The sequence below is a fragment of the Bradyrhizobium sp. 1 genome (genome assembly GCF_023073315.1).
In the GTDB taxonomy this organism is placed as follows: Bacteria; Pseudomonadota; Alphaproteobacteria; order Rhizobiales; family Xanthobacteraceae; genus Bradyrhizobium.
The window spans coordinates 430,659-453,547 of record NZ_JADPJH010000034.1 but is presented as its reverse complement, the minus strand read 5'-3'; the positions used below and the strand labels follow the sequence as shown (position 1 = coordinate 453,547).

The window sequence follows — 22,889 nt, the reverse complement described above, 5'->3', positions numbered from 1 at the left end:
TTGTCGTGAAGGCGGGAAATCAGTAGATCCCGTAGGCGCAGACATTCACGACGCGGACGCGCATGCCGTGGCGGGTCTGGATGACGCGCTCCTGGTAGCAGTTGCTGACGCCGGTGTTGACGTAGATGCCGCCAAAACCCCAGCCGGGGCCCCAGTGATGATGGAAGCCGTGGGCCGAAGCGGCGGTGGGTGCGAGAGCGGCGGCGCCGAGCGAGGTGGCGGCGATCAGACCAAGGGCAAGCTTACGAAACATCTTCATTCTCCAGTGTGGCGCAACGGCCGTTGTTGTGTCCCTGCATCTCGGTCGGGTCGAAATGCGAATGCGTTCACACAGGATGAGGAGAATCGTGTTTCAGGAATGTTTCGTGGGCCGCGGCCGGGGCGCCGATATCAGGCTTTCCGCGCCGCGCGATAGCGCGCGGCCATCGCTTGCGTCAGTTCCGTCATCTTCTCGCGAAGATCAGCCGGCTCCAGCACTTCGGCCTCGGGGCCAAGCCGCAACAATTCCGCGGCGGCGTGCCAAGAGGTCTTGCCGGTCGGCACTCTCGCGATGCGCCAGCCATCCGCGTCAGTGGCCTCTTCGAGCTGTGTGCGTGCTTTGACGTAAGGCTGGCTCAGCGCGTCGAGCAGCTTCACGCCGAGCGGCGACAGCCGCACGACCGCGACATTGGGGTGCATCTCGGCTTCGAGGCGGAGCGTTGCATCTCGCCAATAGTCGGCGAGATCGAAATCGGCGGGACGATCGAAGCGATCGTCAAGCGCGGTGCAGTCGAGCACGCGCGCGATGCGATAGGTGCGCACGCTGCCGTCGACTTGCCCGGCGAGATACCAGCTGCCGCCCTTCAGCACGAGACCGAGCGGCGCAACGCACCGCTGCTTCTCGGCGCGCCAGCTCTGGTAGCGAATCTTGATCAGTGCCCCGCGCAGGGCCGCCCCGGCAATGGCACGCAGATGCTTGGGCTCTTCCGTCTCGCCGAACCATCCGGGGGCGTCCAGGTGAAAGCGCTCCTGCATCCGCCCGGCGTCTTCGCGCAGATTCGCCGGCAATGCGGCCATCAGCTTGTTCTGCGCGGCGATCATCGCCGCGTCGAGCCCGAGCGCCGCCGCAGGACCGGGCAGCCCGGCGAGGAACAGCGCTTCCGCCTCGTTCTGCGACAGTCCGTTCAGCCGGACGCGATAGCCGTCGAGCAGCCGATAGCCGCCCTCGGCGCCGCGGTCGGCATAAACGGGGACGCCGGATGCCGCGAGCGCGTCGATGTCACGGTAGATCGTCCGCACCGACACCTCGCAGGCCTCGGCGAGCTCGGGCGCGGTGACCTGCCCCCTGGCCTGGAGGGTGGTGAGGATCGACATCATCCGGCTCGCGCGCATGATCAATTAAACCATACCTGACACAGGATGTCAGGTATGGTTCCTTACAAGGGACGCCATCGCCAGCCGGCGAGATGGAGACCTGCCATGACCGATTCCCACCGCGTCACCCTGTATTATTCGCCGCAAAGCCGCGCCACCGGCACGCGGGTGCTGCTCGAGGAACTCGGCGTTCCCTACGATCTCCAAATCCTCAACATGAAGGCCGGCGAGCAGCGCAAGCCCGACTATCTCGCCATCAATCCGCTCGGCAAGGTGCCGGCGATCCGCCACGGCGAGGCGCTCGTGACCGAGCAGGTCGCGATCACCATCTATCTCGCCGATCTCTTCCCGCAGGCGGGGCTGACGCCCGCGCTGAACGATCCGCTGCGCGGTCCGTATCTACGCTGGATCGCCTATTACGGCTCGTCGTTCGAGCCGGCGCTGATCGACAAGTTCATGCAGCGCGAGCCGGCACCGATCACGCAATCGCCCTATGCGGATTACGACACCATGCTGGGTGCGCTGGAGGCGCAATTGGCGAAGGGGCCATATCTGCTCGGCGAGCGGATGACCGCTGCCGATATTCTCTGGGGTGTTGCGTTCAGCTGGACGATGATGTTCGGTATCGTGCCGAAGAAAGATGTATTTGTTCGCTATGCCGAGCGGATGACCTCGCGTCCCGTGTTCCAGCGGATCAATGCCGCCGACGCCGAGATGGCGGCGCAGCATGCCGCGGCTGCTGGTGGTTGAATGAACCAGGGTTGGAGATGACGAAGCCGACACACACGACCAACTGCTTCAACACCTTCATCCGTGTTGCCGAAGACTGTCCCGCACGCACTGGCGAGGCGCCGCCGCTGCGCGCAGGAAAGCCGACGGTGGCGTGCCTGCAATACGGGATGATTGCCAAGGCGCCTTACAAATACACGTCCGACGATGTGATCTTCGCGACGTCTGCGCGGGGGCGCGAGCTCGATGTGGAGACGACGAAAACGGAGAAGCGCGCGGCCCGTGAAGCGTTCTTCTCCCGGGGCCAGGCATGCATGAGGGCGTCGAGCCTGGGCAAGCGCTTCGGCTGGGGCGTTCATGCCGACAGTGAAGGCCGGATCGCGATCTACGCCGTTGACAGCAAACGGTATCAGGCGTTCGTCCGCGATCTCAATCTCACGCAGGTCCGCGCGATGCGGTCGAAGCGGGCGTGATCAGAATTTCGGCGCTCGCTTCTCCGCAAACGCCTTGATACCTTCCTTGATCTCGTCGCCGCGCATGCTGTCGCGGTGGCGCTGGTTGGCGGCTTGCTCGTCGAGCTCGCCGCGGGCGAATTCGTTGATGGCGCGCTTCATGCCCCGCATCGCCTGCGGCGCGTTGCCGGCGAGGACGTTGGCGAGCTTGTCGATCTCTTCATCAAGGAAATCCACCGGCACCATGGCGGTGAGATAGCCGATCCGCAGCATCTCCGGCGCGCTGATCTTCTGCGCGGTGAGGAAAAGCTTTTTCGCATTGTCGAGGCCGAGCCGCGTCACGTAGCGTTTGATGCCGCTCCGGTAATAATGCAGCCCGAGCCGCGCCGCCGGCATGAACATCTCGGCGGTGTCGATGCCGATGCGGAAATCGCAGGCGAGCGCGAGGTCGGTCGAGCCGCCATAAACGCCGCCGTTGAGACGGCAGATCGTCGGCACGCCCAGATCCTCCAGCCGGTTGACGACCACCTCGAAGGCGGAGCCCGCGCTCTGCTGCTCGTTCGCGCTCACTGCGCGCTCGGCGACCGAATTGAGGTCATAGCCTGCGGAGAACGCGCGTCCGGTGCCGGTCAGCACCAGCACGCGGATGGCGGGATCAGCCTCGACCCGGTCGAACAGTTTGATCAGTTCGCCGAGATCCTCGGCCTGGAGCCGGTTGAGATGTTTTGGCCTGTTGAGGCGAATGGTGGCGCGTGCGCCGGTGATTTCGAGCACGGGGCTGGATGCCGCGTCGGTGATATCCGACATTCTTGTCTCCATTTACTTGTTTTCGAGCGTGCGCCGTTTGGCCTCGGCGTCGATGGTCTCCGCCAAATCCGGGTGCCGCGCCATCAGCACGCGGAAATCGACGAGGTCGAGCACCAGCAGCCGCGACACTTTCGTGGTCGAGACATTGGCGCCGCGCTTGTTGTTGCCGAGCAGCGCCATCTCGCCGAAGAAGGCGCCGTCGCCAAGCTGCACCTTCTTGCCGGGCAGGTCGACCTCGACCTCGCCGGCGGCGATGAAATACATGCAGTCGCCCTGCGCGCCCTTGCGGATGATCATGGTGCGCGCCGGCAGCTCCATGGTGCGCAGCATGTGGGTGACATCGGCGATGGCCGCAGGCCCGAGCGCCGCAAAGAACGGCACCTTGCTGACGGATTCCCAGGTTTTCAGGAAATTGTCGCGCCGGGTTTCGGCGGCAAAGCCGGTTGCGAGGATACCGGTCCAGAGACCAAACACGCCGAGGCCGGAGATCATCACCAGCGCGGCCACCATGCGTCCGAGCGGCGTCACCGGCACGACGTCACCATAACCCGTCGTTGTCATGGTCACCACCGCCCACCACAGCGCAGCCGGCACGCTGCCGAAGGTCTGCGGCTGCACGTCCCGCTCCAGAAAGTATTCAGCGACCGAAGCAAGGAAGACCACCATCAGGAAGATCACGAGCACGCTGAGCAGCGGCCCGGACTCCAGCACCAGCACGCGGCGGAGCTGGCGCAGGCCGGGAATGCCCGGCACCACCTTCAGCACCCAGAGCACGCTGAGCAGCCAGGCCGTCCGGGGCTCGACGCCGAGAAGAAGCGCAACCGGCACGGCCAGGGCTCCGATCGCGTCCACGATGCCGGCGGCCGAGGACATGTAGAGCGAGAGACGTCCCGTCCGCGCCATGTGGCGCAGCCGGACGACCCATTCGAACACGAAATAGGCGAGGCAGGCCCAGAGCAGGGCATCGACCCAATGGTGCGCGGTCTCATAGGCCGGGCCAATCGTCAGCAGCACCATGCCGAGCACGCCGACGGCCACGGCCACATAGGCTGCCTTGGTCATGTTGCGGCCGGCCGTGGCGGCCGCGAACTGGGCCAGAGCGGAGATCAGCGGCATGGACATGCGGGAAGGCGGCTCGGTTTGGGCTTTGGCGGTCCCGGCTGGGACCTCAATGCCAAATTGCCTGCCCGGGCGGGGGCCGTCAACGACGGGCGCCGGGGCGCTACCTGAAATGCGGCGGCTCGTCGTAGCCGCGGCGGCTGCTGAAAAACAGCAACATCATCAAGCCGATGCCGACGACGATGGAGAAACCCGCTCCCAGCGCCAGTGCCACATAGCCTTCCGTGGGGAGCGGCTCGCCCTCGACGGACATTGCCGAATAGGCGAAGTAGCCGACCGCCGCCAGCATTCCCAGAAGGAGTATGACGAGGAGTGTACGCATGGCGCGCTCTCCGGTTGCATCCGGGAACAAACAGTTGTGGCTGGGGACGGTTCCCGAAATCGACCCGGTGATTCGCGGGAAATGTCGGCAAAGCTTCGCCGAAAGACCGTGGAAGCGATAGGTCAGGCACTCTGAGCTGTCTTCACCACCACGACATTGCTCTCGTCGTGCTGGGAAGGGGCCGTATCCTGGGCGACCTTGTCGGCATCGGCGCAATGGCGTTTGAGATAGTCGCGGCGCATGCCGATCTCGTCGCGGACGAATTCGTAGCCGAGCTTGAAGGTGTCGAGCCCGTCGGTACTGATCGTGCCGTCTCTGAGACCTATAACGGCGCCGCGCAAAATGCCCTCCAGCTCGTCCTGGAGACATTCAAGCTGATCCAGCGAATGGGCGTGCTCGATGCGTTCGCCGACGTCGAGGACGGCGGTAGAAAGCTCGCCAGCTTTCTCCGGCGCGATCCTTGTGATCTTGGCGTAGATCGCCGCGAAGATCGAACCGATGACGCTGAGCGCGGCGGCGCCCAGATACATCAGGTCGCTGTATTTATCCATGAACGATTTGGTGTCGTCGTTGATGTAGTCGGCGGCGCCCTGATGCGCCATCACGTAGGCGTCCTTCTCGACGGAGGCCGGCTCGATCCTGCTGGCAAAACCGTTGTCGAGCCCGAGGGCAGGCTTGTTCTCGTAGACGATGCGCGCGAGATCCCCCGCGGTGGTCGCCGACATCCTGGATTGCGCGACCAGCAGCCATTCGAGCCCGATCGTTTCGAGGTCGTCATCGGGAATTTCAGGCGAGGCCGACAGCGTGCCTGCCGTCAGTGTCTCGTCGGAAATACCGGGGAATTTGCGCGCCAGCGCCTTGGTCTCGTCGATTGCATTCAGTGTGAAGCCGCCGCGTTTGGCGACCTGCTCATAGGCCTTGTCGCGCACCGCCTTCGAGGCGTGGACGATGGTGATCACCGCGCCAAAGCCGCTGGCCGGGGCGAACAGCTTGTCGAGCGTTGCGCCCTGCGGCGCCATCTGGATGGTCTTCGCGGCATCGGGCCCGTCGGGAATGTCGAGGATGCTGCGCACGAAGGCGAGCGAGGATTCGTTCTCGGCGAGGACGGCGACTTTCTTCTTCTTGAGCTCGGCGAGCGACTTGATCTTCTTGTTGCCGGGACCGAGCAGGAGCAGGAGATCGTGCTCGAGGATCGCGAGCGTGCGCGCCCGCAGCGGCACCTTGGCGTCGGTGCGCAGCACGGCGAGGTCGGCCTGCTTGCGGTCGAACTGCGCGAGCGCCTTGGCGCTGTCGGGATTGTTGACGATCTTGATCCGGAAGCGCGAGGCGTTGTTCTTGAGCAGCGCGGCGAGCTTGGCGGCGAACAGCGCCTCATCGCTGTTGGGTGCGCCGACGGCAAAGGTCAGCGTCTCCGAATTGTGCAGCCAGGTGCGGCCGCCCCAGACGGTGGCAAGCGACAACAGAAGGGTCAGCACGACGTACAGAAAGACCTGCTGCTGATTGGTCTTGATCACCTTGGGGCGCCGGTGCGGCGGCTCGATCGGCGATGAATTGGGGCCTTCAGTACTCATGGCAGCACTCTGGCCTTATTCCCGGGTGGCGGACGGCTCGCGGATGTGATTGCTGCGCGCGCCCTGTAATTCGTAAGCGCCTGAAAAAAGAACGATATTCTCTGTCGTCAATGATACCGCGAAGGCGATGGAATGCAAATTTCGAGCCGAAAATAACCTTACTCAACTCCACCGCGTCGTTTGGTCATCCTATCACCAGTTAGCCACAGTTGGCGATTTTCCGGTTCCCCCCGGCTGCATTCCGCCGCGGGAGATGTCATAAATCGCAAGTCCCGGCGATTTGACCGGTCCAAGAAGAAGTTGCGCTGAACGCTCCAATTTTTCTTGTCACGTCAATGAGGGCGTCAGCTTGTCGTTTCCACCCATGTCATCGGCGATTCCGGTCGAAGCGCTCATTGGCTGGATGTTGCTGCTCACCTTCAAGCACATCATCGCCGATTTCGTTCTTCAGACCGCCTGGATGGCGCAGGGTAAGGATCAGAAGCACGGCTGGGCCCTGCCGCTTCTGGTGCACTGCCTGGTCCACCTTGCGGTTGCGCTGCCGCTGATCCTGATCGTGGCTCCCAAATTCTGGTTTGTGGCGTTCATCGACTTCGTCATCCACATCACCATCGACCGGGCCAAGGGACTGGTCTCGGCCAATTTCGGTGTCGACCTCGCCCATCCCTGGTTCTGGACCCTGATCGGTGTCGACCAGGCCCTGCATCATTTGACCGGCTTCGGTCTGTCGATCTTCATGGCGGCGAACTGAGGCTGGCTCCTTCTGGGTGGCGGCCTGGCCTGCATGGTTCTCGCGGCGAAGCGAAGCATCGTCCGCTAGATGGCGCTTCGCGCCTCCTCACCATGAGGGGTGAGAATCGTTCAGCAGAAACAGACCTCATCCTGAGGGCCCGCCGTAGGCGGGCGTCTCGAAGGATGGCCGCAATCGCCCCCTCCGGTCCCTCTGATTCGCGGCTCACGCGCAAGGACCCCGGGTGACTACCGGGCAGGGTGGTTAACCTTTCATTAGAGAATTGCGCTGCATCTTCCCCACACGAGGGAGAACTGCAATGTTTTCAAGCCGCGACGCCTTTGAAAGCGATTTCTGCCCGGTCCGCGACGAACTCCTTGGCGAAATGTATCGCGCCAATGAAAGCGGTCTGCCGAGGCTGGTTGAGACTGTTACCCCGGACGTGCGCGCCATGCTGGCGCTGTTCTGCTATCGCCGCAGCCATCTGCATTCGCTGGCGGTTGCGATCGCAGGCAGCTGTAACGAGCGCGACCTGATCGAGAACGGCGGCCGTGTCGGTTCGACGCTCTACGCGCTGTCGCGCGAGGGCTCGGCCAAATCGTCGCCATCGCTGTCGGGGAGCCGCAAGCCGATCACGCTGTCGACCAAACCGCTCTCGGTGCTCGCACCGCTGGACGACGAGATCGACGACGAAATCAGCGAAGCCGTTCCGGCCTAAGGCTCTATTTGTCGGCGCATGATCTTGGCGGAAAACCGCCGTACACTTTTCCGGATCATGCGCTCGCAAGAATCGGCAGTCCAAATTTTCGCCGCGCCATCGCGCATTCGGCGTCGCCCGGCATGCAGGTGCGGCACACCTCCGGCCGCACTTCATAGATGCCGCAGGCCGTCTGCTTTCCAATCTCTCCCTGCAACGCCGAACAGCGATCGCCCTCGCAGCGCATGCCGGATTGGCGCGCATTGACGAGCGTCTCGGGAATCGCGGCAAGCTCCTCGTCGCTCTCGATCGAGAAGCGCGGCCAGTTCTCCGAATAGCCGCAGCAGGCGCCGCAGCTCTGGCAACAGGTCGAGAGATCGATCTCTTCCATCGTGCTCAAGTGTCCTTCAAGTATCTTTGGGCGGGCCCCAGACCAGGCTCTGCCGCCATCTTGCGCGCAGCACGTCGCGCCTTTCAGGATATCTCTCGTCCAGATAGGTCGCGTCCACCACGCGGTCGGTGCGGAAGCTGCGGAAGTCGCCGCGCAGCTCGCACCAGGCCGCGAGCAGGCGAACCGCTTCGAGATAGCCGACCGAGATTGGCCAGATCATGCGCTCGCTGGGCCGGCCCTGCTCGTCGCGATAGCGCAGCATGATCTTCTTGCCTTCGTGGATATGGGTGCGCGTGCGTGCCATGTCGAGCCGGTCAGGCTCCCTGTTCCAGCTCGGCCGCGCGCGGCTCGCGGGCTCGAGCACGAAGGGACGCAAGCGCTCAGGCACGGTGTCGGCGATCTTGGCCATCAGATCTTCGGCCGCGCGCGCCAGCGCGGAATCGGCATGGCCCGCGACCCATTGCGCGCCCAGCACCGCCGCCTCGATCTCGTCGGGCGTCAGCATCAAGGGCGGCAGGTCGAAACCTTTCTCAAGGATGTAGCCCATGCCGGCTTCGCCGCGGATCGGCACGCGCTGACCCATCAGCGTTGCGATGTCGCGATAGATGGTGCGTTTCGATGTTTCGAGCTCAGCCGCGATGGCGTCCGCCGTCAGCGGCTTACGCGTGCGTCTCAGCACCTGGATGATCTGAAACAGCCGGTCGGCGCGTCTCATGACAATTCTCTTATCGGGGGCGGGTCAGGAAACGGCGTGTTGATGCTGACAGGATGTTGGCAGCAGGGGAGTTCTATACCGGGACAACACATCGACTGAAGGGGATTTGTCCATGATCATTCCAACCCATTTCGGCCCGGCCGCTCCGCTGTGGCGGACACAAATGTGGCCCGCCTGGGCGTTCGGCCGCCTCGTTTCGTTCGATCTCATGGCCGTCGACCTCCGGTTTGCGCTCGCAAGCGTGGTGGCACGCTCGCTGACCCAGGCCGCGGACGCGCTGGTCCGCCATGTCATGGGCCGCGCCTGGCGGGGGGCCCGTTTCGCAGAAGATATCACGGCTGCTGCCACCATGGTGGCAGCAGCCGGCAGATAGGTTCCGTCAACTTCCGCAGGTTCAGGAGAGTTCGCATGATCACGCTTTACGGCTTTGGCACCGGCTTCGGCCTGCCGGAAATCAGCCCCTTCGTCACCAAGACCGAGGTGCAGCTCAAGATGGCAGGACTGCCCTACCGGAAAGAACGCGCGATGCCGCCCGCTTCGCCCAAGGGGCAATTGCCGTTCATCGACGATGGCGGTGAGGCGGTGGCCGATTCCACCTTCATCCGCGCCCATATCGAGCGCCGCTATGGCTTCGATTTCGACGCCGGGCTGTCGTTGCAGGAACGCGCGCAGGCCTGGGCGTTCGAGCGCATGGTCGAGCATCACGTTTATTTTGCGCTGGTCGGGGCGCGCTGGGTCGATCCGGTCAATTTCGCCAAGGGACCTGCGCATTTCTTTGACGGCGCGCCGGAGCACAACCGCGAGAAGCTGCGCGAGGACGCGCAGTTCCGCGTCGCCGAGAACTACCTGCTCTCCGGCCTCGGCCGCCACGCGCCCGATGACGACGTCGAGCTCGCGGTGCGCTCGCTGTTCGCGCTGTCGGTGCAGCTCGGCGACAAAGCGTATCTGATGGGCAACAAGCCCTGCGGCGTCGATGCCACCGCCTTCGGCGCACTCGCCGGAATTCTGACGCCGTTCTTCGAATCTGGTCTGCGCCAGCGTGCCGAGGGATTTGGAAACCTCACGGCGTATGTCGACCGGATGATGGACAATTATTATCCGGAGTTCGCCTGGACCCCGCTCCGGCAGGCGGCTTGAGGCACTCGGGCGAACCGTAGATAAAAAGAGCCGGCCCAGGGGCCGGCTCTCGTCGTCTCGAAACTTTCGCCGCGCCTACTTCACCAGCGTGTACTTGCCGTTCTTCACCGTGAGCAGGATGCGCGAACGGTCGTCGAGGCCGTAGCGGTCCTTTTCGGTGAAGTTATAGACACCCTGGCTTGCGGCGATTTCCCGCTCCGTCAGCAGCGCCTGGCGAATCGCCTCGCGGAACTCCTGCGTACCGGGCTTCGCAGTCTTCAACGCCACGGGAATGACGCGCTTCAGGATCTCGAACGCGTCGTAGGAATGGCCGGCGAACTGGCTGCGGCTGTTCGGGCCGTACTTGGCCTCATAGGCGGTGTTGAGCGCGAGGCCGGGCTTCTTGGTGGCGGCTTCGTCCGGCTGATCCTCGGGGTCCATGACGGGACCGGAGGCCATCAGCACGCCCTCGGCCGCTTTGCCGGCGATGCGGATGAAGTCCATGCTGGCCGCGCCGTGAGTCTGGTAGATCAGGCCCTGATAGCCGCGCTCGCGCAGCTCGGTCTGCGGCAATGCCGCCGCAGTGCCGGATGCACCGATCAGGATCGCGTCGGGATTGGCGGCGACGAGCTTCAGGACCTGTCCGGTGACCGACGTGTCGGGCCGCGCGAAGCGTTCTTCGTCCGCGAGCGTCATGCCCATCGGCACGCCCTGGGCCTTGAAGTCGTTGAACCAGAGGTCGCCATAGGAGTCGGAATAGCCGATATAGCCGACCGTCTTCACGCCCTTGGACTTCATGTGCTCGTAGAGCACCTTGCCCATGATCGGAATCGGCTGCGGCATCGCCACCGACCACTTCATGCGCTCCGGCGTGATCGGAAACGGTGCCAGACCGAAATGCGGAACGCCGGCTTCATTCGCGACATTCGACACGGCAATTGTCGGCGGCGTCACCGCCGAACCCATGATGACGTCCGCCTTGGATTCCGTCACGAAGCGACGGGCGTTGGTGGTCGCCGTGGTGGGATCGCCGCCGTCGTCGAGTACGATCACCTTCAGCGGCACGCCGCCGATTTCCTTCGGCACGAATTCCAGCGCGTTGCGCTCGGGAATGCCCAGCGCTGCGCCCGGGCCGGTCGTGGTGGTGGTGATGCCGATGGTGATTTCGGCGGTCTGGGCCAGCGCAGGCAGCGCCGGCAGGGCAAGCGTCGCCGCGGTGATGGCGGCGGTCAGGTAAAAGCGTTTCATCTATTCTTCCTCCCTTGACGTGTTTTCTTTGAAAGCAGAAATCGGGGGGTAATTCAGCCCCCTCTTTTGGCGATGCGGCGATTTAGCTCCGGACTTAACTCCCCGTGAATTTGGCTACCATTTCCGCCGGAAACGGTGCCGATTTCAGCTTGTCGGGGTTAACGGGATCGCGGCCGACCAGGACGCGCGTCTCGAACCCTTCGATCGCCAGCGCCTCGCCCTTGTAGACGTTGTGCTTCACCTCGAAGCTCGAGCGCTTGATGCTCTCGATCCTGGTTTCGATGGTGATCCAGTCGCCATAAGTCGAGGGGATGTAGAACTTGGACCGCGTATCGACCATGGGAATGCCCACCAGGCCGAATTTTTTGACCAGGTCCTGCTTCGAGAACCCGGCGACCTCGAACAGGGTCGACGTCGAATCGTCGAACATCGCGAAATAACGCGGATAGTAGACGATGTTGGCGGGGTCGCAGTCGCCCCACTGGATCTGGACGTCGCGCCGGTTCACGAACATGCGATTCTCTTATTTCGGCGCCATGCGCAGCGAGCCGTCGAGGCGCACCACTTCGCCGTTCAGGTAGGAATTCTCAACCATGTGCAACGCGAGCGCGGCGAACTCATCCGCGTGGCCGAGCCGGCGCGGGAACGGGATCGCGGCAGCGAGCGAATCCTGGGCTTCCTGCGGCAGGTTCGCGAGCAGCGGCGTCAGGAACAGGCCGGGCGCAATGGTCAGCACGCGGACGCCGAATTGTGCGAGCTCGCGCGCGATCGGCAGCGTCATGCCGACGATGCCGCCTTTGGAGGCCGAATAAGCGGACTGGCCGATCTGGCCGTCATAGGCGGCAACGGAGGCCGTGTTGATGATGACGCCGCGCTCGCCGGTCGCCTGCGGTTCGAGCTTGGACATCTCGGTTGCGGCCAGGCGCAGCATGTTGAAGGTGCCGATCAAATTGACCTTGATCACCTTGTCGAAATCGGCAAGCGCCATCGGGCCGTCGCGGCCGACGACGCGCTTGGCGACACCGATGCCGGCGCAGCTGACCAGCACGCGGGCCGGGCCATGGGCCTTGGTGGCCTGCGCGATCGCAGCTTCGGCCGAGGCGGCGTCGGAGACGTCGCAGGTCACGGCCACGCCCTTGATCTCGGCGGCGACGGTTTCTGCAAGCTTGGTATTGAGATCGAACACCGCGACCTTGGCGCCCTGTGCCGCCAGTTTTCGCGCGGTCGCCGCGCCCAGTCCCGATGCACCGCCGGTGACGATGGCTGCCTGGTCCTTCAACAACATGGCGTTCTCCTGGTGCGATGGTTTCTTAAGCGACCGATATCACACGGTCCGATGGATTGGCAGCGTAGAGCTCCTCGATCAGCTCACCGCGATGCTCGAGCACCGCGCGCTGGTTGATCGAGCCCTTGTCGGTGACCTCGCCCTTGTCGATCGACAGCGGTGTATCCAGCAGGATCGCACGCGTGATCCGCGTCGAGGAGCCGGTGGCGGAGTCAAGGAAACGCGTCAGGCGCTCGCGAAAAGCTTCGCGGACCAGCCGGTCGCGGGCGGTGACGGTGAGGTTGTCGGCGGGCAGCGTCGGGTTGATCAGCCGGCAGCCGTCGAGATCGAGCAGCACGAGCGCAGAGACCTCGTCGCGGTTGATGCCCGCGATGACGACGTCGCGCACCAGCGGCGCGCAGGCGGCAACGAAGCGTGCGCGCAGCGGACCGACGCTGACCCAGGTGCCGCTGCCGAGCTTGAAATCCTCACCGATGCGGCCGTCGAAATCGAAGCCGGCGTTGAGATCGTCGGGATCCGCAGGCTTGAGCGCATCGCCCATCTTGTAAAACCCTTCCTCGTCGAAGGATTTTGCGGTGATGTCGCCCTGGCGCCAGTAGCCGGGCATCACGTTCGGGCCCTTGGCGCGCACCTCCATCTTGCCGTTGTTCGGCACGAGCTTGGCGTCGTTGCCGGACACGGGAAGCCCGACATGGCCGGAGCGGCTGGTGCGTGGATTGACCGACATGAAGAACGGCGAGGTCTCGGTGGCGCCAAGCCCGGTCAGCATCGGCACGCGGTAGCCTTTTTCCTTCACCGCGAGCTCGTCGAGGCTGTTCCAGACGAACGGCGACAGCGCCGCGCCCGAGAAGAACATCGCGTGCAGCTTGTCGAAGAACTTTGCACGCAGGCCCTGGTCGTCGCGCAGATAGGGCAGCAGCGATTCATAGCCCTTGGGCACGTTGAAATAGACCGTCGGCGAAATCTCCTGGAGATTGCGCACGGTCTCCTCGATGCCGCCGGGTACCGGCTTGCCGGCGTCCAGATACATCGAGCCGCCATTGTAGAGCGTCAGCCCGATATTGTGGTTGCCGCCAAAAGTGTGGTTCCACGGCAGCCAGTCGATGATGACAGGCGGCTCGTCCTTGAGGAAGGTGAGCGTCTCGCGCAGCATGACCTGATTGGCGCAGATCATGCGCTGGGTGTTGATGACGGCCTTGGGATTGCCGGTCGAACCCGACGTCAGCAGGAATTTCGCGATTGTGTCGGGGCCGATCTTGCCGTGCATTGCGTCGAGATCGCCGCGGACCGGCGTCGCCATGAGGTCGGCGAGCAGCGTGACGTCGCGGCCCGGCACGCTGCCATAGGACGCGGCGATCTCGGTGCCGAGCGAGACATTGGTAGCGAGCGCATCGGAAAACTTGTCGGCGTCCTCGGCGAAGACGAGGCCGGGCGTCAGCAGCTTCATCAGGTACGAGAGCTTGCCGTAATCCTTCGACACCAGCGAATAGGCCGGCGACACCGGGCAGAACGGAACGCCGGCATAGAACGCGCCGAAGGCCAGCAGCGCATGGTCGATCGAGTTGCCGGAGAGGATCACGACCGGCCGCTCCGCCGAGAGGCCGCGCTGGATCAGGCTAGATGCAATGTGCCGGCTCGCGGTGAGCAATTCGGCATAGGTTATCTTGCGCCAGCCGCGCCCGCCTTCGCGCTCGGCCATGAAGATTCGGTCCGGCGTCGTCGCCGCCCAATGATGCAGGCGGTCGGTGATGCGGACGGGATAGTCGCCGAGCGGCTGTTTGGGCCTGAGGTAAATCGTGCCGTCGTCGCGACGATCGATGTCGACGACGGGATCGCCGAACGAAATGGGCCGCAGCGGGGAAGTGCTCGCGCCGCGCTCCATGCTGGAAGAGGACGGCTGCACGCTCATGATTTCGGCTTTACCTTGGCGGTCTTGTGCTCGAGGAATTCGCGGATCCGGCGTTTTGCCTCTTTGTCGCTTTGCGCCACCGTCGCCATCAGCGATTCCATGAGCAGGCCGGTCTGCGGATTGGCCTCCGCGATCATCGGCAGCGCCTGGATCACGGCGAAATTCGTCAGCGGTGCGTTGGAGGCGACCTTGGTGGCGAGCTCCAGCGCCTTGCCGAGCCCGTTGTTGGCTTCGGTCAGATATTGCGCAAAGCCGTAGGAGGCGCCTTCGGTCGCGGTATAGACGCGGCCGGTCAGCATCATGTCCATCATCCTGGCAACGCCGATCAGCCGCGGCAGCCGCACCGAGCCGCCACCGCCGACGAAGATGCCGCGCTGCCCCTCCGGCAACGCAAAGTAGGTCGAGGGCTCGGCGACGCGGATATGCGCCGCGCAGGCAAGCTCGAGCCCGCCGCCGATCACGGCGCCCCTGAGCGCAGCGATGACAGGCACGCGGCTGTACTGGATGCGGTCGAACACCCGGTGCCACATCTGCGAATGCAGCAGCCCGCCGGTGGCGTCGTGGTCCTGGAGCTCGGACAGATCGAGACCGCTGGAGAAATGATCGCCGATGCCGTGGATGACGACCGCGCCGATATCCTCCGGCAGGGACGCAAAACATTCGCCGATTTCCAGGATGATGCCGTCATTGAGCGCATTGCGCTTGGCCGGCCGGTTCAGACCCACGGTCAGAACCCGGTCCGCCCGCTCGATCCGGAGCAGCCCGGAGGCACCCGCGTCAGCGGTCTCGGCGTTTCCCTGTGTCATTTGCGTCCTTGTCAGAATAGTTATGTTGTATAACGAATTCCGGGGGAGTCAAGAAGGCTGACCACGGGAAAGCCGATGCAGAAAAGACGACAGACCGGATGCAAGCGGACGCTCGAACGTCGGACGCCGATGCCTTCGGGCCGCTACGCAGCCTTCGTTCCGCCTTGGGGTTGCGCCACGAGATTGATGCCCATGGCATGGAGAACTTTTATCACGGTGCCGAATTCGGGTTTGGCCTCGCCGCCAAGCGACCGGTACAAGTTCTCACGGGATAGGCCGGCCTTTTCGGCAATGGCGCCCATGCCCTGAGCCCGGGCCACCGCGCCGATGGCCATCGTTATTGCGGACGGATCGTCGGATTCGAAGGCTTCGGTGAGATAGGCCGCAATCATTTCGGGGCTGTCGAGGTATTCCGCAGCGTCAAATGATTTTGCTTTTGTCATCGTTCAGTCCTCCAACTCACTCGCGATCTGCTTCGCCAACGCGATGTCCCTTTGCTGAGAGCCCTTGTCACCACCACAAAGAAGAACGACGATCTCTTCGCCCCGCGGAACGTAGTAGATCCGGTATCCGGCGCCCTCATGAACTCTCATTTCGCTGATGCCGCCTCCGACCGGAGCAACGTCTCCGGGATTGCCGAGCGCCAGACGATCGATCCGGGCAAGGATTTTCGCCTTTGCTCTCCGGTCTCGCAGATTTCTGAGCCAGTTAGAGAATTCGTCCGTTCTCTTGATTGTCGGCATCTGTAGCGTATACGCTACATTGACCGCAATGTCAACGGACTAGCGGATCCATGGCGGGGGGCGTGGCGTTCACACCACCTGATGCACGTCGATCACCACGCGATCCGCATGCCGCGCGGCGGAGCCGACAAAGATGTGCTCCATCAGCCAGCGGTACCTCTCGTGCCCGGTCTCGAATTTCGGCACGGTGCGGAAATAGATCAGCTTCGGATCGACCGGCTCGCCGCGCTTGAGCTTTTGCAGCAGCTCGACCGGGCCGAAGCGCATGCCCTTGTTCTCGACATAGACGATGGCGCCGTCGTCGGTCTCGAAGGCGTATTTGGCTTCGAGATCGATCAGCTCGTTGGGCCGGATGGTCTGGAAGTCGGCGCCGAACGGCAGCACTTTTCCTGATATCGCGCCCGTCACCTCACCTCCGAGGATCGGAATGATGCGGCGAACGCCGATGCCGGTCTCGCCCGCGGTGACGACGTCGCCGATCTCAGCGATGATGGTGAAGACGTATTTGGTTTCGAGCGTCGGTGTGGTCATCGCGTCGCCTCTCAATGCGCCATCATCCGCGTTGGCAACCATGTCGCAAGCAGCGGGAAGGCGATCAAAATCACTAGCCGCACGAGATCGGTCGCGACGAACGGGATCACGCCTTTGAAGATCGTGGAGAAGGACACATCCTTCACCACGCTTTTGATGACAAAGACGTTCATGCCGACAGGCGGATGGATCAGGCCGAGCTCGACGGTCATCACGATGATGACGCCGAACCAGATCGGGTCAAAACCAAGATGCGTGATGACGGGGAAGATGATCGGCACGGTGAGGATGATCATCGCCATGGCGTCCATCAGGCAGCCGAGCACGAGATACATCACCATGATCAGTGCCAGCACGCCGTACGGGCCGAGGCCGAGGCCGGTGAGGAATTCCGTCACCTTCTGCGGCGTCTGCGTCACCGTGAGGAAATAGCCGAAGATCAAGGCGCCGATCAGCACGGTGAACACGGCGGCCGCGGTGCGCGTCGCCTGGAGCAGCGAGGCCAAAATCTTCTCGCGGTCGAGCCGGCCCGTGACCACGCCGATGATGAAGGCGCCGGCAGCGCCGACGCCGCCGGCTTCCGTCGGCGTGAAGCGCGGCAAATAGGGCAGGCCGTAGAGGCCGCCGATGACGAACACGAACAGCAGCACCGGCGCCCAGATCTCCTTCAGTCCGGCAAAGCGCTCGCGCCACGGCAGCACTTTGCCCTTGGGCAGGAAGTCGGGCCGGAAGTAGCCGATCAGGAAAATCGTGATCATGTACATCGTCATCGCCAGCAAGCCCGGGATGATGCCGGCGATGAAGAGTTTTCCGATGTCCTGCTCGGTGATGATGCCGTAGACCGCGAGCACGGTGGAGGGCGGCAGCATCGCGCCCAGCGTGCCGCCCGCCGCGATCACGCCGGTGGCAAAGGATTGCGGATAGCCGAAGCGGCGCATCTCGGGGTAGGCGACGGCGGAGAAGGTCGCAGCGGTCGCGACCGACGAGCCGCAGATCGCGGCAAAGCCGCCGCAGGCGCCGACGGTGGCGATGCCGAGCCCGCCGCGTAAGTGTCCGACAAAGCCGTTGGCCGCGCGGAACAACTCGCGGCTCATGCCGGAATTGCTGACGAAGGAGCCCATCAGCAAAAACATCGGGATGACGCCAAACGTGTAGTCGGTGACCGTGCGCATCGAGGTCTGGCCAACCAATTTCAGAGCCGGTGTGGCGCCGACCAGATAGGAGAAGCCTGATACTCCGACGAGGCCCATGGCCATGCCAACGGGCACGCGCAGCAGCATCAGCGCGAACAGGGAAACGAAGCCGAGTACGGCGACGGCATCGGTGCTCATGATTATTCCGTCGCTTTCAGCTTGGGGTCGTGCATCTCTTCGGGATGGAAGATCAGCCGGTAGGTGCGGATCGCGATCAGCAGCACGGCCGCGGCGTCGCCGATCCAGGCGATCGCGAAGAACGGCCAGGTCGGCATGTGCATGTCGAAGGTCTGGACGTTGTCGTTGTAGGTGCCGCGTACCTTGTCGAACAGCGTCCAGGTCTGCACGGTGACGACGAACAGCAGCACCAGGGTTGCGAACACGTCGATCCAGCGCTGATAGCGCGGTCCGACATTGCCCCAGACCAGGTCGACCGTGATGTGGGTGCCGCGATAGGAGGTCGCCGCGATGCCCCAGAAAATCAGGATGCCGAGCAGCATGCGGCCGATGTCGAACGAGTCGGGGATCGCATAGTTCAGCGTGTTGCGCAGCAGCACCGACAGGAAAATGTCGAGCGCGACGATGCCGACAAAGCCGGCCGCGATCCATTCGATCGAATCGATGACGCGGTCCATCCAGGAGCGCTTCATGGGAGTTTCCTGCCTGATGTCATTGATCGATCCTGATCCCCGCTGCGCACTTCGCCTCTCCCCGCTTGCGGGGAGAGGCCGGAATTCGCGCGCAAGCGCGGATTCCGGGTGAGGGGGACTCTCCGCGAGTCCAACTGTCACCGCCCCCGCGGAGACTCCCCCTCACCCCAACCCTCTCCCCGCAGGCGGGGAGAGGGGGAGGAGGCGTCGTGCGCTCCTCACCGTTCAACCCGCTTGCGGAGCAACGGCGGCGAGATGCCCCTCGCCGCCGTGCTGCTTTCGACGTTCTACTCCGCCAGCGCGTTGTACTTCTTCAGCGAGGCCTTCAGATCCGCAAGCGCCGCATCCGGATCAGCACCCGCCTTCTTGGCGCCGTCGCCCCAGGACTTGACCAGCGGCTCGGCGGCCTTCTTCCAGGCGGCGGTCTGCTCGGGCGTCAGCTTGTAGACCTCGTGATCGGTCTCCGCCTTCACCTTGTCGACGCCGGCGTCCTCGAACTTGCCCCAGTATTCGCCGACGACGCCGGCCATCTCGACCGAGCAGTTCTTGTCGATCGCGGCCTTCTGCTTGTCGGACATTGCGTTGTACTTGTCCTTGTTCATCACGAACACGAAGGTCGTGGTGTAGAGCGGCGCCTCCATGTCGTACTTGGTCACCTTGTCGATGCCGAACAGCACCAGGGAGCCCCAGGGGAAGGTGACGCCGTCGGCGACGCCGCGCTCGATGATGTCGCGCACTTCGGGCGCGGAGGACTGCACATTGGTGCCGCCGAGCGAGGTGACGAAATTCGCCATGGTGGCGTGGGCGGGGCGGATCTTCAGCCCCTTCACGTCCTCCGGCATCACGATCTTCTTGGTCTTGGAATGGAAGGAGGAGGGCGAGTGGACGAAGGCGAGGCAGTATTTGACGTCCTTCATCTCCTTCTCGGCATATTTGCGATACCAGGCGTCCAGGCCCATCGAGCCGCCCTTGGCGTCCGAGATCAGGAACGGCAATTCGCCGGCGCCGATGATCGGGAAGCGGCCGGGCTGGTAGCCGGGATTGACATAGGTGACGTCGGCGATGCCGTCGCGCGCCATGTCGTAATGGTCGAAAGCCTTGCCGAGCTGCTGGGCCGGAAACACCTTGCCCGTGATGGTGCCGCCGGAATCCTTATTCACCGCGGCTACCCAGTCTTCCAGGGACTTCTGCAGCGGGTGCGACGCCGGCACCCAGTGCGAGACCTTCAGATCGAAGGTCTTGTCCTGCGCCAGCGCAGGCGTCACGCTTGCTGCGAGCAGCAAAGCCAGACAGGCTTTTCTCATCACGCGTCTCTCCCTCTTTGTGACTGCGGGCTTCGATGGCCCGGTCTCTTTAATTAACATGTTATCTAATTGGCCGGCGCGTTCAAGCCGGAACTGGCGCGACATCAACATCCGCCATGTTGCATGGATTTGTCGCAATGCGGCGACGTGCTCCCCTTTTGCCCAACCGTTATATGATATAATTATCGTGCGCGGGCGATCGCGACAAGCGAGCCGCGCCGAAAGCCTACAGGATCGGGAGGAGCAAGTATTGCGGACAAAAGTCGCAATCATCGGGGCCGGGCCGGCCGGATTGTTGCTTGGGCAACTTCTGCACCGATACGGCATCGACAATCTGATTCTGGAGCGGCAGAGCCCGGATTACGTGCTCGGGCGCATCCGCGCAGGCCTTCTGGAGCAGGGAACTGTCGCGTTGCTCGACCAGGTCGGCGCCGGCGCACGGGCGCATGCCGAGGGCCTGTTGCACGAAGGCATCGAGCTCGCCTTTGCCGGCCGCCGTCACCGCATCGACATGAAGGCTGCGACCGGCAAGACGGTCATGATCTACGGCCAGACCGAGGTCACGCTCGACCTGATGGACGCGCGCAAGGCGGCCGGCCTCACCACCGTCTATGAAGCCAAGGACGTGCAGCCGCACGATTTCGATGGCAGTCACCCGCGCGTAACCTGGGTGAAGGATGGCGTCACCCACACGCTCGATTGCGATTTCATCGCCGGCTGCGACGGCTTTCACGGCATCAGCCGCGCCAGCGTCCCGTCCTCGGCGATCGAGGAGTTCGAGCGGATCTATCCGTTCGGCTGGCTCGGCATCTTGTCGGAGACGCCGCCGGTCAGCCATGAGCTGATCTATTCCAACCACGCCCGCGGTTTTGCGCTCTGCACCATGCGCTCGATGAAGCGCAGCCGGCATTACGTACAATGCTCGCTCGACGACCATGTCGACCAGTGGCCGGACGACCGCTTCTGGGACGAGTTGAAGCGCCGGCTCGACCAGGAGGCCGCCGACAGCCTCATCACCGGCCCCTCGATCGAGAAGAGCATCGCACCCTTGCGCAGCTTCGTCGCCGAGCCGATGCGTTTTGGCAAGATGTTTTTGTGCGGCGACGCCGCCCACATCGTGCCGCCGACCGGCGCCAAGGGACTGAACCTTGCCGCAAGCGATGCGCATTATCTGTCGAGCGCGTTCCGCGAGTTCTACGACGAGAAGTCGAATGCCGGCATCGATGCGTATTCGGCGAAGGCGCTCGCGCGGGTCTGGAAGGCCGTGCGCTTCTCCTGGTGGATGACCTCGATGCTGCACAAATTCCCCGATAACGGCAGCATCGGCGCGCGCATCCAAATCGCCGAGCTCGACTATGTCACGCAGTCGCAAGCCGCGATGACGTCGCTGTCGGAGAATTACGTGGGCCTGCCGTTTTAGGACGGTGCCGTAGGGTGGGTTAGCCGTAAGGCGTAACCCACCACTTCTGTCTCCGCGGAAATCGAAGAGGTGGGTTACGCTACGCTAACCCACCCTACGGCCTCATGCGCTCCTCGCAATGACGGCACCGCCCGTTTCAAACACCCGCGCAAATTCCGTTTAAAACTTTGTAGGCGGTGAAACTGTCATCCACATCGCGTTCAATGCCGGCAACCAGCAACGCGAGACAGCCATGACCTCTACCGACATTCCCGCCGGCTTTGAGCCGCATTTTCGCAAGAGCCCTCTCACCGATCCCTGGGAGCCGCTCTACTCCAGGAAGACTGACAAGGCCGTGATCTTCGGCCTGCGTCTGGCGAAACCGCATACCAACGGGCGGGGCCTGATCCACGGCGGTCTCATCACGGCGCTCGCCGACAATGCCATGGGCTATAGCTGTGCGCAGGTGACGAACTGGACGACATCGTTCGTGACGATCTCGCTGTCGATCGATTTCGTCGGCTCAGCCGAAATCGGCCAGTGGCTGGCGATCGAGAGTGACGTGATCAAGACCGGCAAGACGATCTGCTTCGCGCAGTGCCTCGCTAAGGCCGCCGATGTCGTAATCGCGCGCGCCAGCGGCACGTTTCGCGTGGTGCCGAAGAAGGGGTGATGCTTTCTTGCCCCGGACGCAGCGCAGCACATAGTGATGCGCTGCAGAGCCGGGGCCCATCCATCCGTAGCCGCGCTCTAACCTTCTGGGTCCCGGCTCTGCGCAGCAACGTTTCACGTTGCAGCGCGTCCGGGACACGAGACCTCACCCAAACTTCCACTCCGCCGTCTCCACCACGAGATCGATGAAGGCGCGCACCTTGGCCGAGAGCAGGCGCGAGGTCGGGTAGACGATGTGGATCGGCAGCGCCGGATGCTCGTATTTCGCCAGCACGATTTTCAGCCGCCCGCGCCTCAAGCCCTCGGCGGCCTGATAGGCCAGCACGCGCGTCACGCCGCCGCCGGCCTCGGCATATTGCAAGGCGGCATCAGCGCTGTTGCTGGTGAAGCGCGGGCTCGGCGTCACCTCGATCTCGCGGCCGTCGCGCAGGAAACGCCAATTGATTGCGGGGCCGAACAGGATCGTCTGATGCGCAAGCAATTCCTCGGGCGTCTTCGGTTCGCCGTGACGCTTCAAATAGCCTGATGTCGCCACCGTGATCCGCCGCATCTCGCCGACCTGGCGGGCGACGAGCGAGGAATCGGCGAGATGGCCGATGCGGACTGCGGCGTCGACGGCGTCTTCCACCAAATTCACCAGATTGTCCGAGAGCCTGAGCTCGCAGGCCACCTCGGGATAGCGTTTGAGATAGGCGGTCATGACCGGCCCGACATGCAGCCGGCCGAAGCCGACCGGCGCCGATACCACCAGACGCCCGCTCGGCCGGTTGCGCTCCTCCCGCGCGGAGCCATCGGCTTCCTCGACGTCAGCGAGGATGCGCCGGGCGCGCTCGAGATAGCGCGTGCCGACATCCGTCAGCCTCACCTGCCGGGTGGTTCGTTGCAGCAGCCGGGCACCGAGATGCTCTTCCAGTGCCGCGATCAGCCGCGTCACCGCCGAGGGCGACAGCCGCAGCTTGCGCGCTGCCGGCGCAAAGCCGCGCAGATCGGCGACGGTGATGAAGACACGCATGGCTTCAAGACGGTCCATGGCATTATTGCATATATTGCAATGATGAAGTGTCAAGCGGGCAGATTGTTTTAGCCGCCGGAAGGTCCATCTTAGCTACCGAAAGACGCAGAGATGCGCCGGGATTCAGGAGATATT

The 22,889-nt window shown here is 63.5% G+C and carries 28 protein-coding genes; 8 read left to right on the top strand and 20 right to left on the bottom strand.

Annotation, left to right across the window (positions count from 1 at the left end; genetic code table 11):
• Positions 1-19 precede the first annotated feature (19 nt).
• Both IVB29_RS32120 and IVB29_RS32115 read right to left on the bottom strand, forming a co-directional pair.
• Positions 20-253: a hypothetical protein gene (locus tag IVB29_RS32120; RefSeq protein WP_247507419.1), complete on the bottom strand. Its 234-nt coding sequence runs from the start codon at positions 251-253 to the stop codon at positions 20-22.
• Between the two features lie 137 nt (positions 254-390).
• Positions 391-1,371 carry a YafY family protein gene (locus IVB29_RS32115; RefSeq protein WP_247507418.1) on the bottom strand — a complete coding sequence of 327 codons (981 nt, stop codon included), beginning with the start codon at positions 1,369-1,371 and terminating at the stop codon, positions 391-393.
• 87 nt (positions 1,372-1,458) lie between these two features.
• On the opposite strand from IVB29_RS32115, the gene IVB29_RS32110 reads away from it, so the two are divergent.
• Both IVB29_RS32110 and IVB29_RS32105 read left to right on the top strand, forming a co-directional pair.
• Positions 1,459-2,103 (top strand): glutathione S-transferase family protein, encoded by a 645-nt coding sequence (locus IVB29_RS32110; RefSeq protein WP_247507417.1) that lies wholly within the window; start codon positions 1,459-1,461, stop codon positions 2,101-2,103.
• Positions 2,104-2,120: 17 nt separating this feature from the next.
• Positions 2,121-2,555, top strand: coding sequence for a DUF6157 family protein (locus tag IVB29_RS32105; protein WP_247507685.1), 435 nt, complete (start codon positions 2,121-2,123; stop codon positions 2,553-2,555).
• Here the strand turns inward: IVB29_RS32105 and IVB29_RS32100 are convergent, their stop codons facing one another.
• The 4 genes from IVB29_RS32100 to IVB29_RS32085 all read right to left on the bottom strand — a co-directional run bounded on the left by IVB29_RS32100 (position 2,556) and on the right by IVB29_RS32085 (position 6,353).
• Positions 2,556-3,341 carry an enoyl-CoA hydratase/isomerase family protein gene (locus IVB29_RS32100; RefSeq protein WP_247507416.1) on the bottom strand — a complete coding sequence of 262 codons (786 nt, stop codon included), beginning with the start codon at positions 3,339-3,341 and terminating at the stop codon, positions 2,556-2,558.
• A 12-nt stretch (positions 3,342-3,353) separates the two neighbouring features.
• Entirely contained in the window at positions 3,354-4,463 is a 1,110-nt protein-coding gene (locus tag IVB29_RS32095; RefSeq protein WP_247507415.1) for a cyclic nucleotide-gated ion channel, read from the bottom strand.
• 100 nt (positions 4,464-4,563) lie between these two features.
• Positions 4,564-4,782, bottom strand: a complete 219-nt coding sequence (locus IVB29_RS32090; protein WP_247507414.1) for a hypothetical protein — start codon at positions 4,780-4,782, stop codon at positions 4,564-4,566.
• Between the two features lie 122 nt (positions 4,783-4,904).
• A complete protein-coding gene (locus tag IVB29_RS32085; RefSeq protein ID WP_247507413.1) occupies positions 4,905-6,353 on the bottom strand; it encodes a TAXI family TRAP transporter solute-binding subunit in 1,449 nt (482 codons plus the stop codon).
• A gap of 403 nt (positions 6,354-6,756) precedes the next feature.
• Between IVB29_RS32085 and IVB29_RS32080 the strand changes: the two genes are divergently transcribed.
• On the top strand, positions 6,757-7,104 hold the full coding sequence (locus IVB29_RS32080; protein WP_247507684.1) for a DUF3307 domain-containing protein: 348 nt from the start codon (positions 6,757-6,759) through the stop codon (positions 7,102-7,104).
• 298 nt (positions 7,105-7,402) lie between these two features.
• Positions 7,403-7,801: a hypothetical protein gene (locus IVB29_RS32075; RefSeq protein ID WP_247507412.1), complete on the top strand. Its 399-nt coding sequence runs from the start codon at positions 7,403-7,405 to the stop codon at positions 7,799-7,801.
• Positions 7,802-7,856: 55 nt separating this feature from the next.
• On the opposite strand, the gene IVB29_RS32070 is transcribed toward IVB29_RS32075, so the two are convergent.
• Together IVB29_RS32070 and IVB29_RS32065 are read right to left on the bottom strand one after the other, a co-directional pair.
• Complete coding sequence (locus IVB29_RS32070) at positions 7,857-8,171, bottom strand: YkgJ family cysteine cluster protein (protein WP_247507683.1); 315 nt, start codon at positions 8,169-8,171, stop codon at positions 7,857-7,859.
• Positions 8,172-8,187: 16 nt separating this feature from the next.
• The gene (locus IVB29_RS32065; protein ID WP_247507411.1) at positions 8,188-8,886 is read right to left on the bottom strand and encodes a YafY family protein; all 699 of its coding nucleotides are present in this window, start codon (positions 8,884-8,886) and stop codon (positions 8,188-8,190) included.
• Between the two features lie 112 nt (positions 8,887-8,998).
• Here IVB29_RS32065 and IVB29_RS32060 point away from each other — a divergent pair, with 112 nt between their 5' ends.
• Positions 8,999-9,259 (top strand): hypothetical protein, encoded by a 261-nt coding sequence (locus tag IVB29_RS32060; RefSeq protein ID WP_247507410.1) that lies wholly within the window; start codon positions 8,999-9,001, stop codon positions 9,257-9,259.
• A gap of 35 nt (positions 9,260-9,294) precedes the next feature.
• Complete coding sequence (locus IVB29_RS32055) at positions 9,295-10,023, top strand: glutathione S-transferase family protein (protein WP_247507409.1); 729 nt, start codon at positions 9,295-9,297, stop codon at positions 10,021-10,023.
• Between the two features lie 75 nt (positions 10,024-10,098).
• Here IVB29_RS32055 and IVB29_RS32050 read toward each other — a convergent pair whose 3' ends face one another.
• From IVB29_RS32050 to IVB29_RS32000, 11 genes are all read right to left on the bottom strand, one after another.
• Positions 10,099-11,250: an ABC transporter substrate-binding protein gene (locus tag IVB29_RS32050; RefSeq protein ID WP_247507408.1), complete on the bottom strand. Its 1,152-nt coding sequence runs from the start codon at positions 11,248-11,250 to the stop codon at positions 10,099-10,101.
• Positions 11,251-11,344: 94 nt separating this feature from the next.
• Positions 11,345-11,764: a thioesterase family protein gene (locus IVB29_RS32045; protein WP_247507407.1), complete on the bottom strand. Its 420-nt coding sequence runs from the start codon at positions 11,762-11,764 to the stop codon at positions 11,345-11,347.
• A 9-nt stretch (positions 11,765-11,773) separates the two neighbouring features.
• Positions 11,774-12,535: an SDR family NAD(P)-dependent oxidoreductase gene (locus tag IVB29_RS32040; RefSeq protein WP_247507406.1), complete on the bottom strand. Its 762-nt coding sequence runs from the start codon at positions 12,533-12,535 to the stop codon at positions 11,774-11,776.
• A 25-nt stretch (positions 12,536-12,560) separates the two neighbouring features.
• The gene (locus IVB29_RS32035) at positions 12,561-14,444 is read right to left on the bottom strand and encodes a feruloyl-CoA synthase (RefSeq protein ID WP_247507405.1); all 1,884 of its coding nucleotides are present in this window, start codon (positions 14,442-14,444) and stop codon (positions 12,561-12,563) included.
• The gene (locus IVB29_RS32030; protein ID WP_247507404.1) at positions 14,441-15,250 is read right to left on the bottom strand and encodes a crotonase/enoyl-CoA hydratase family protein; all 810 of its coding nucleotides are present in this window, start codon (positions 15,248-15,250) and stop codon (positions 14,441-14,443) included. Before IVB29_RS32030 ends, IVB29_RS32035 begins: the two co-directional genes overlap by 4 nt.
• 143 nt (positions 15,251-15,393) lie before the next feature.
• A complete protein-coding gene (locus tag IVB29_RS32025) occupies positions 15,394-15,693 on the bottom strand; it encodes an addiction module antidote protein (protein WP_247507403.1) in 300 nt (99 codons plus the stop codon).
• Positions 15,694-15,696: 3 nt separating this feature from the next.
• Positions 15,697-15,993: a type II toxin-antitoxin system RelE/ParE family toxin gene (locus IVB29_RS32020; RefSeq protein ID WP_247507402.1), complete on the bottom strand. Its 297-nt coding sequence runs from the start codon at positions 15,991-15,993 to the stop codon at positions 15,697-15,699.
• A 69-nt stretch (positions 15,994-16,062) separates the two neighbouring features.
• Positions 16,063-16,524 (bottom strand): DUF3237 domain-containing protein, encoded by a 462-nt coding sequence (locus IVB29_RS32015; protein WP_247507401.1) that lies wholly within the window; start codon positions 16,522-16,524, stop codon positions 16,063-16,065.
• Between the two features lie 11 nt (positions 16,525-16,535).
• A complete protein-coding gene (locus IVB29_RS32010; protein WP_247507400.1) occupies positions 16,536-17,855 on the bottom strand; it encodes a TRAP transporter permease in 1,320 nt (439 codons plus the stop codon).
• A gap of 2 nt (positions 17,856-17,857) precedes the next feature.
• Positions 17,858-18,367 carry a TRAP transporter small permease gene (locus IVB29_RS32005; RefSeq protein ID WP_247507399.1) on the bottom strand — a complete coding sequence of 170 codons (510 nt, stop codon included), beginning with the start codon at positions 18,365-18,367 and terminating at the stop codon, positions 17,858-17,860.
• A gap of 287 nt (positions 18,368-18,654) precedes the next feature.
• Complete coding sequence (locus IVB29_RS32000; RefSeq protein ID WP_247507398.1) at positions 18,655-19,671, bottom strand: TRAP transporter substrate-binding protein; 1,017 nt, start codon at positions 19,669-19,671, stop codon at positions 18,655-18,657.
• Positions 19,672-19,921: 250 nt separating this feature from the next.
• On the opposite strand from IVB29_RS32000, the gene pobA reads away from it, so the two are divergent.
• Both pobA and IVB29_RS31990 read left to right on the top strand, forming a co-directional pair.
• Positions 19,922-21,091 carry a 4-hydroxybenzoate 3-monooxygenase gene (gene pobA / locus IVB29_RS31995; RefSeq protein ID WP_247507397.1) on the top strand — a complete coding sequence of 390 codons (1,170 nt, stop codon included), beginning with the start codon at positions 19,922-19,924 and terminating at the stop codon, positions 21,089-21,091.
• A gap of 232 nt (positions 21,092-21,323) precedes the next feature.
• Complete coding sequence (locus IVB29_RS31990) at positions 21,324-21,743, top strand: PaaI family thioesterase (RefSeq protein ID WP_247507396.1); 420 nt, start codon at positions 21,324-21,326, stop codon at positions 21,741-21,743.
• 144 nt (positions 21,744-21,887) lie between these two features.
• On the opposite strand, the gene IVB29_RS31985 is transcribed toward IVB29_RS31990, so the two are convergent.
• Positions 21,888-22,772 carry a LysR family transcriptional regulator gene (locus IVB29_RS31985; protein WP_247507395.1) on the bottom strand — a complete coding sequence of 295 codons (885 nt, stop codon included), beginning with the start codon at positions 22,770-22,772 and terminating at the stop codon, positions 21,888-21,890.
• Positions 22,773-22,889: the final 117 nt, after the last annotated feature.

Excerpts from the sequence above, each read along its gene's own strand:
- IVB29_RS32120 (WP_247507419.1), bottom strand. The coding sequence starts at position 253 with ATGTTTCGTAAGCTTGCCCTTGGTCTGATCGCCGCCACCTCGCTCGGC.
- IVB29_RS32115 (WP_247507418.1), bottom strand. The coding sequence starts at position 1,371 with ATGCGCGCGAGCCGGATGATGTCGATCCTCACCACCCTCCAGGCCAGG.
- IVB29_RS32110 (WP_247507417.1), top strand. The coding sequence starts at position 1,459 with ATGACCGATTCCCACCGCGTCACCCTGTATTATTCGCCGCAAAGCCGC.
- IVB29_RS32105 (WP_247507685.1), top strand. The coding sequence starts at position 2,121 with ATGACGAAGCCGACACACACGACCAACTGCTTCAACACCTTCATCCGT.
- IVB29_RS32100 (WP_247507416.1), bottom strand. The coding sequence starts at position 3,341 with ATGTCGGATATCACCGACGCGGCATCCAGCCCCGTGCTCGAAATCACC.
- IVB29_RS32095 (WP_247507415.1), bottom strand. The coding sequence starts at position 4,463 with ATGTCCATGCCGCTGATCTCCGCTCTGGCCCAGTTCGCGGCCGCCACG.
- IVB29_RS32090 (WP_247507414.1), bottom strand. The coding sequence starts at position 4,782 with ATGCGTACACTCCTCGTCATACTCCTTCTGGGAATGCTGGCGGCGGTC.
- IVB29_RS32085 (WP_247507413.1), bottom strand. The coding sequence starts at position 6,353 with ATGAGTACTGAAGGCCCCAATTCATCGCCGATCGAGCCGCCGCACCGG.
- IVB29_RS32080 (WP_247507684.1), top strand. The coding sequence starts at position 6,757 with ATGTTGCTGCTCACCTTCAAGCACATCATCGCCGATTTCGTTCTTCAG.
- IVB29_RS32075 (WP_247507412.1), top strand. The coding sequence starts at position 7,403 with ATGTTTTCAAGCCGCGACGCCTTTGAAAGCGATTTCTGCCCGGTCCGC.
- IVB29_RS32070 (WP_247507683.1), bottom strand. The coding sequence starts at position 8,171 with ATGGAAGAGATCGATCTCTCGACCTGTTGCCAGAGCTGCGGCGCCTGC.
- IVB29_RS32065 (WP_247507411.1), bottom strand. The coding sequence starts at position 8,886 with ATGAGACGCGCCGACCGGCTGTTTCAGATCATCCAGGTGCTGAGACGC.
- IVB29_RS32060 (WP_247507410.1), top strand. The coding sequence starts at position 8,999 with ATGATCATTCCAACCCATTTCGGCCCGGCCGCTCCGCTGTGGCGGACA.
- IVB29_RS32055 (WP_247507409.1), top strand. The coding sequence starts at position 9,295 with ATGATCACGCTTTACGGCTTTGGCACCGGCTTCGGCCTGCCGGAAATC.
- IVB29_RS32050 (WP_247507408.1), bottom strand. The coding sequence starts at position 11,250 with ATGAAACGCTTTTACCTGACCGCCGCCATCACCGCGGCGACGCTTGCC.
- IVB29_RS32045 (WP_247507407.1), bottom strand. The coding sequence starts at position 11,764 with ATGTTCGTGAACCGGCGCGACGTCCAGATCCAGTGGGGCGACTGCGAC.
- IVB29_RS32040 (WP_247507406.1), bottom strand. The coding sequence starts at position 12,535 with ATGTTGTTGAAGGACCAGGCAGCCATCGTCACCGGCGGTGCATCGGGA.
- IVB29_RS32035 (WP_247507405.1), bottom strand. The coding sequence starts at position 14,444 with ATGAGCGTGCAGCCGTCCTCTTCCAGCATGGAGCGCGGCGCGAGCACT.
- IVB29_RS32030 (WP_247507404.1), bottom strand. The coding sequence starts at position 15,250 with ATGACACAGGGAAACGCCGAGACCGCTGACGCGGGTGCCTCCGGGCTG.
- IVB29_RS32025 (WP_247507403.1), bottom strand. The coding sequence starts at position 15,693 with ATGACAAAAGCAAAATCATTTGACGCTGCGGAATACCTCGACAGCCCC.
- IVB29_RS32020 (WP_247507402.1), bottom strand. The coding sequence starts at position 15,993 with ATGCCGACAATCAAGAGAACGGACGAATTCTCTAACTGGCTCAGAAAT.
- IVB29_RS32015 (WP_247507401.1), bottom strand. The coding sequence starts at position 16,524 with ATGACCACACCGACGCTCGAAACCAAATACGTCTTCACCATCATCGCT.
- IVB29_RS32010 (WP_247507400.1), bottom strand. The coding sequence starts at position 17,855 with ATGAGCACCGATGCCGTCGCCGTACTCGGCTTCGTTTCCCTGTTCGCG.
- IVB29_RS32005 (WP_247507399.1), bottom strand. The coding sequence starts at position 18,367 with ATGAAGCGCTCCTGGATGGACCGCGTCATCGATTCGATCGAATGGATC.
- IVB29_RS32000 (WP_247507398.1), bottom strand. The coding sequence starts at position 19,671 with ATGAGAAAAGCCTGTCTGGCTTTGCTGCTCGCAGCAAGCGTGACGCCT.
- IVB29_RS31990 (WP_247507396.1), top strand. The coding sequence starts at position 21,324 with ATGACCTCTACCGACATTCCCGCCGGCTTTGAGCCGCATTTTCGCAAG.
- IVB29_RS31985 (WP_247507395.1), bottom strand. The coding sequence starts at position 22,772 with ATGGACCGTCTTGAAGCCATGCGTGTCTTCATCACCGTCGCCGATCTG.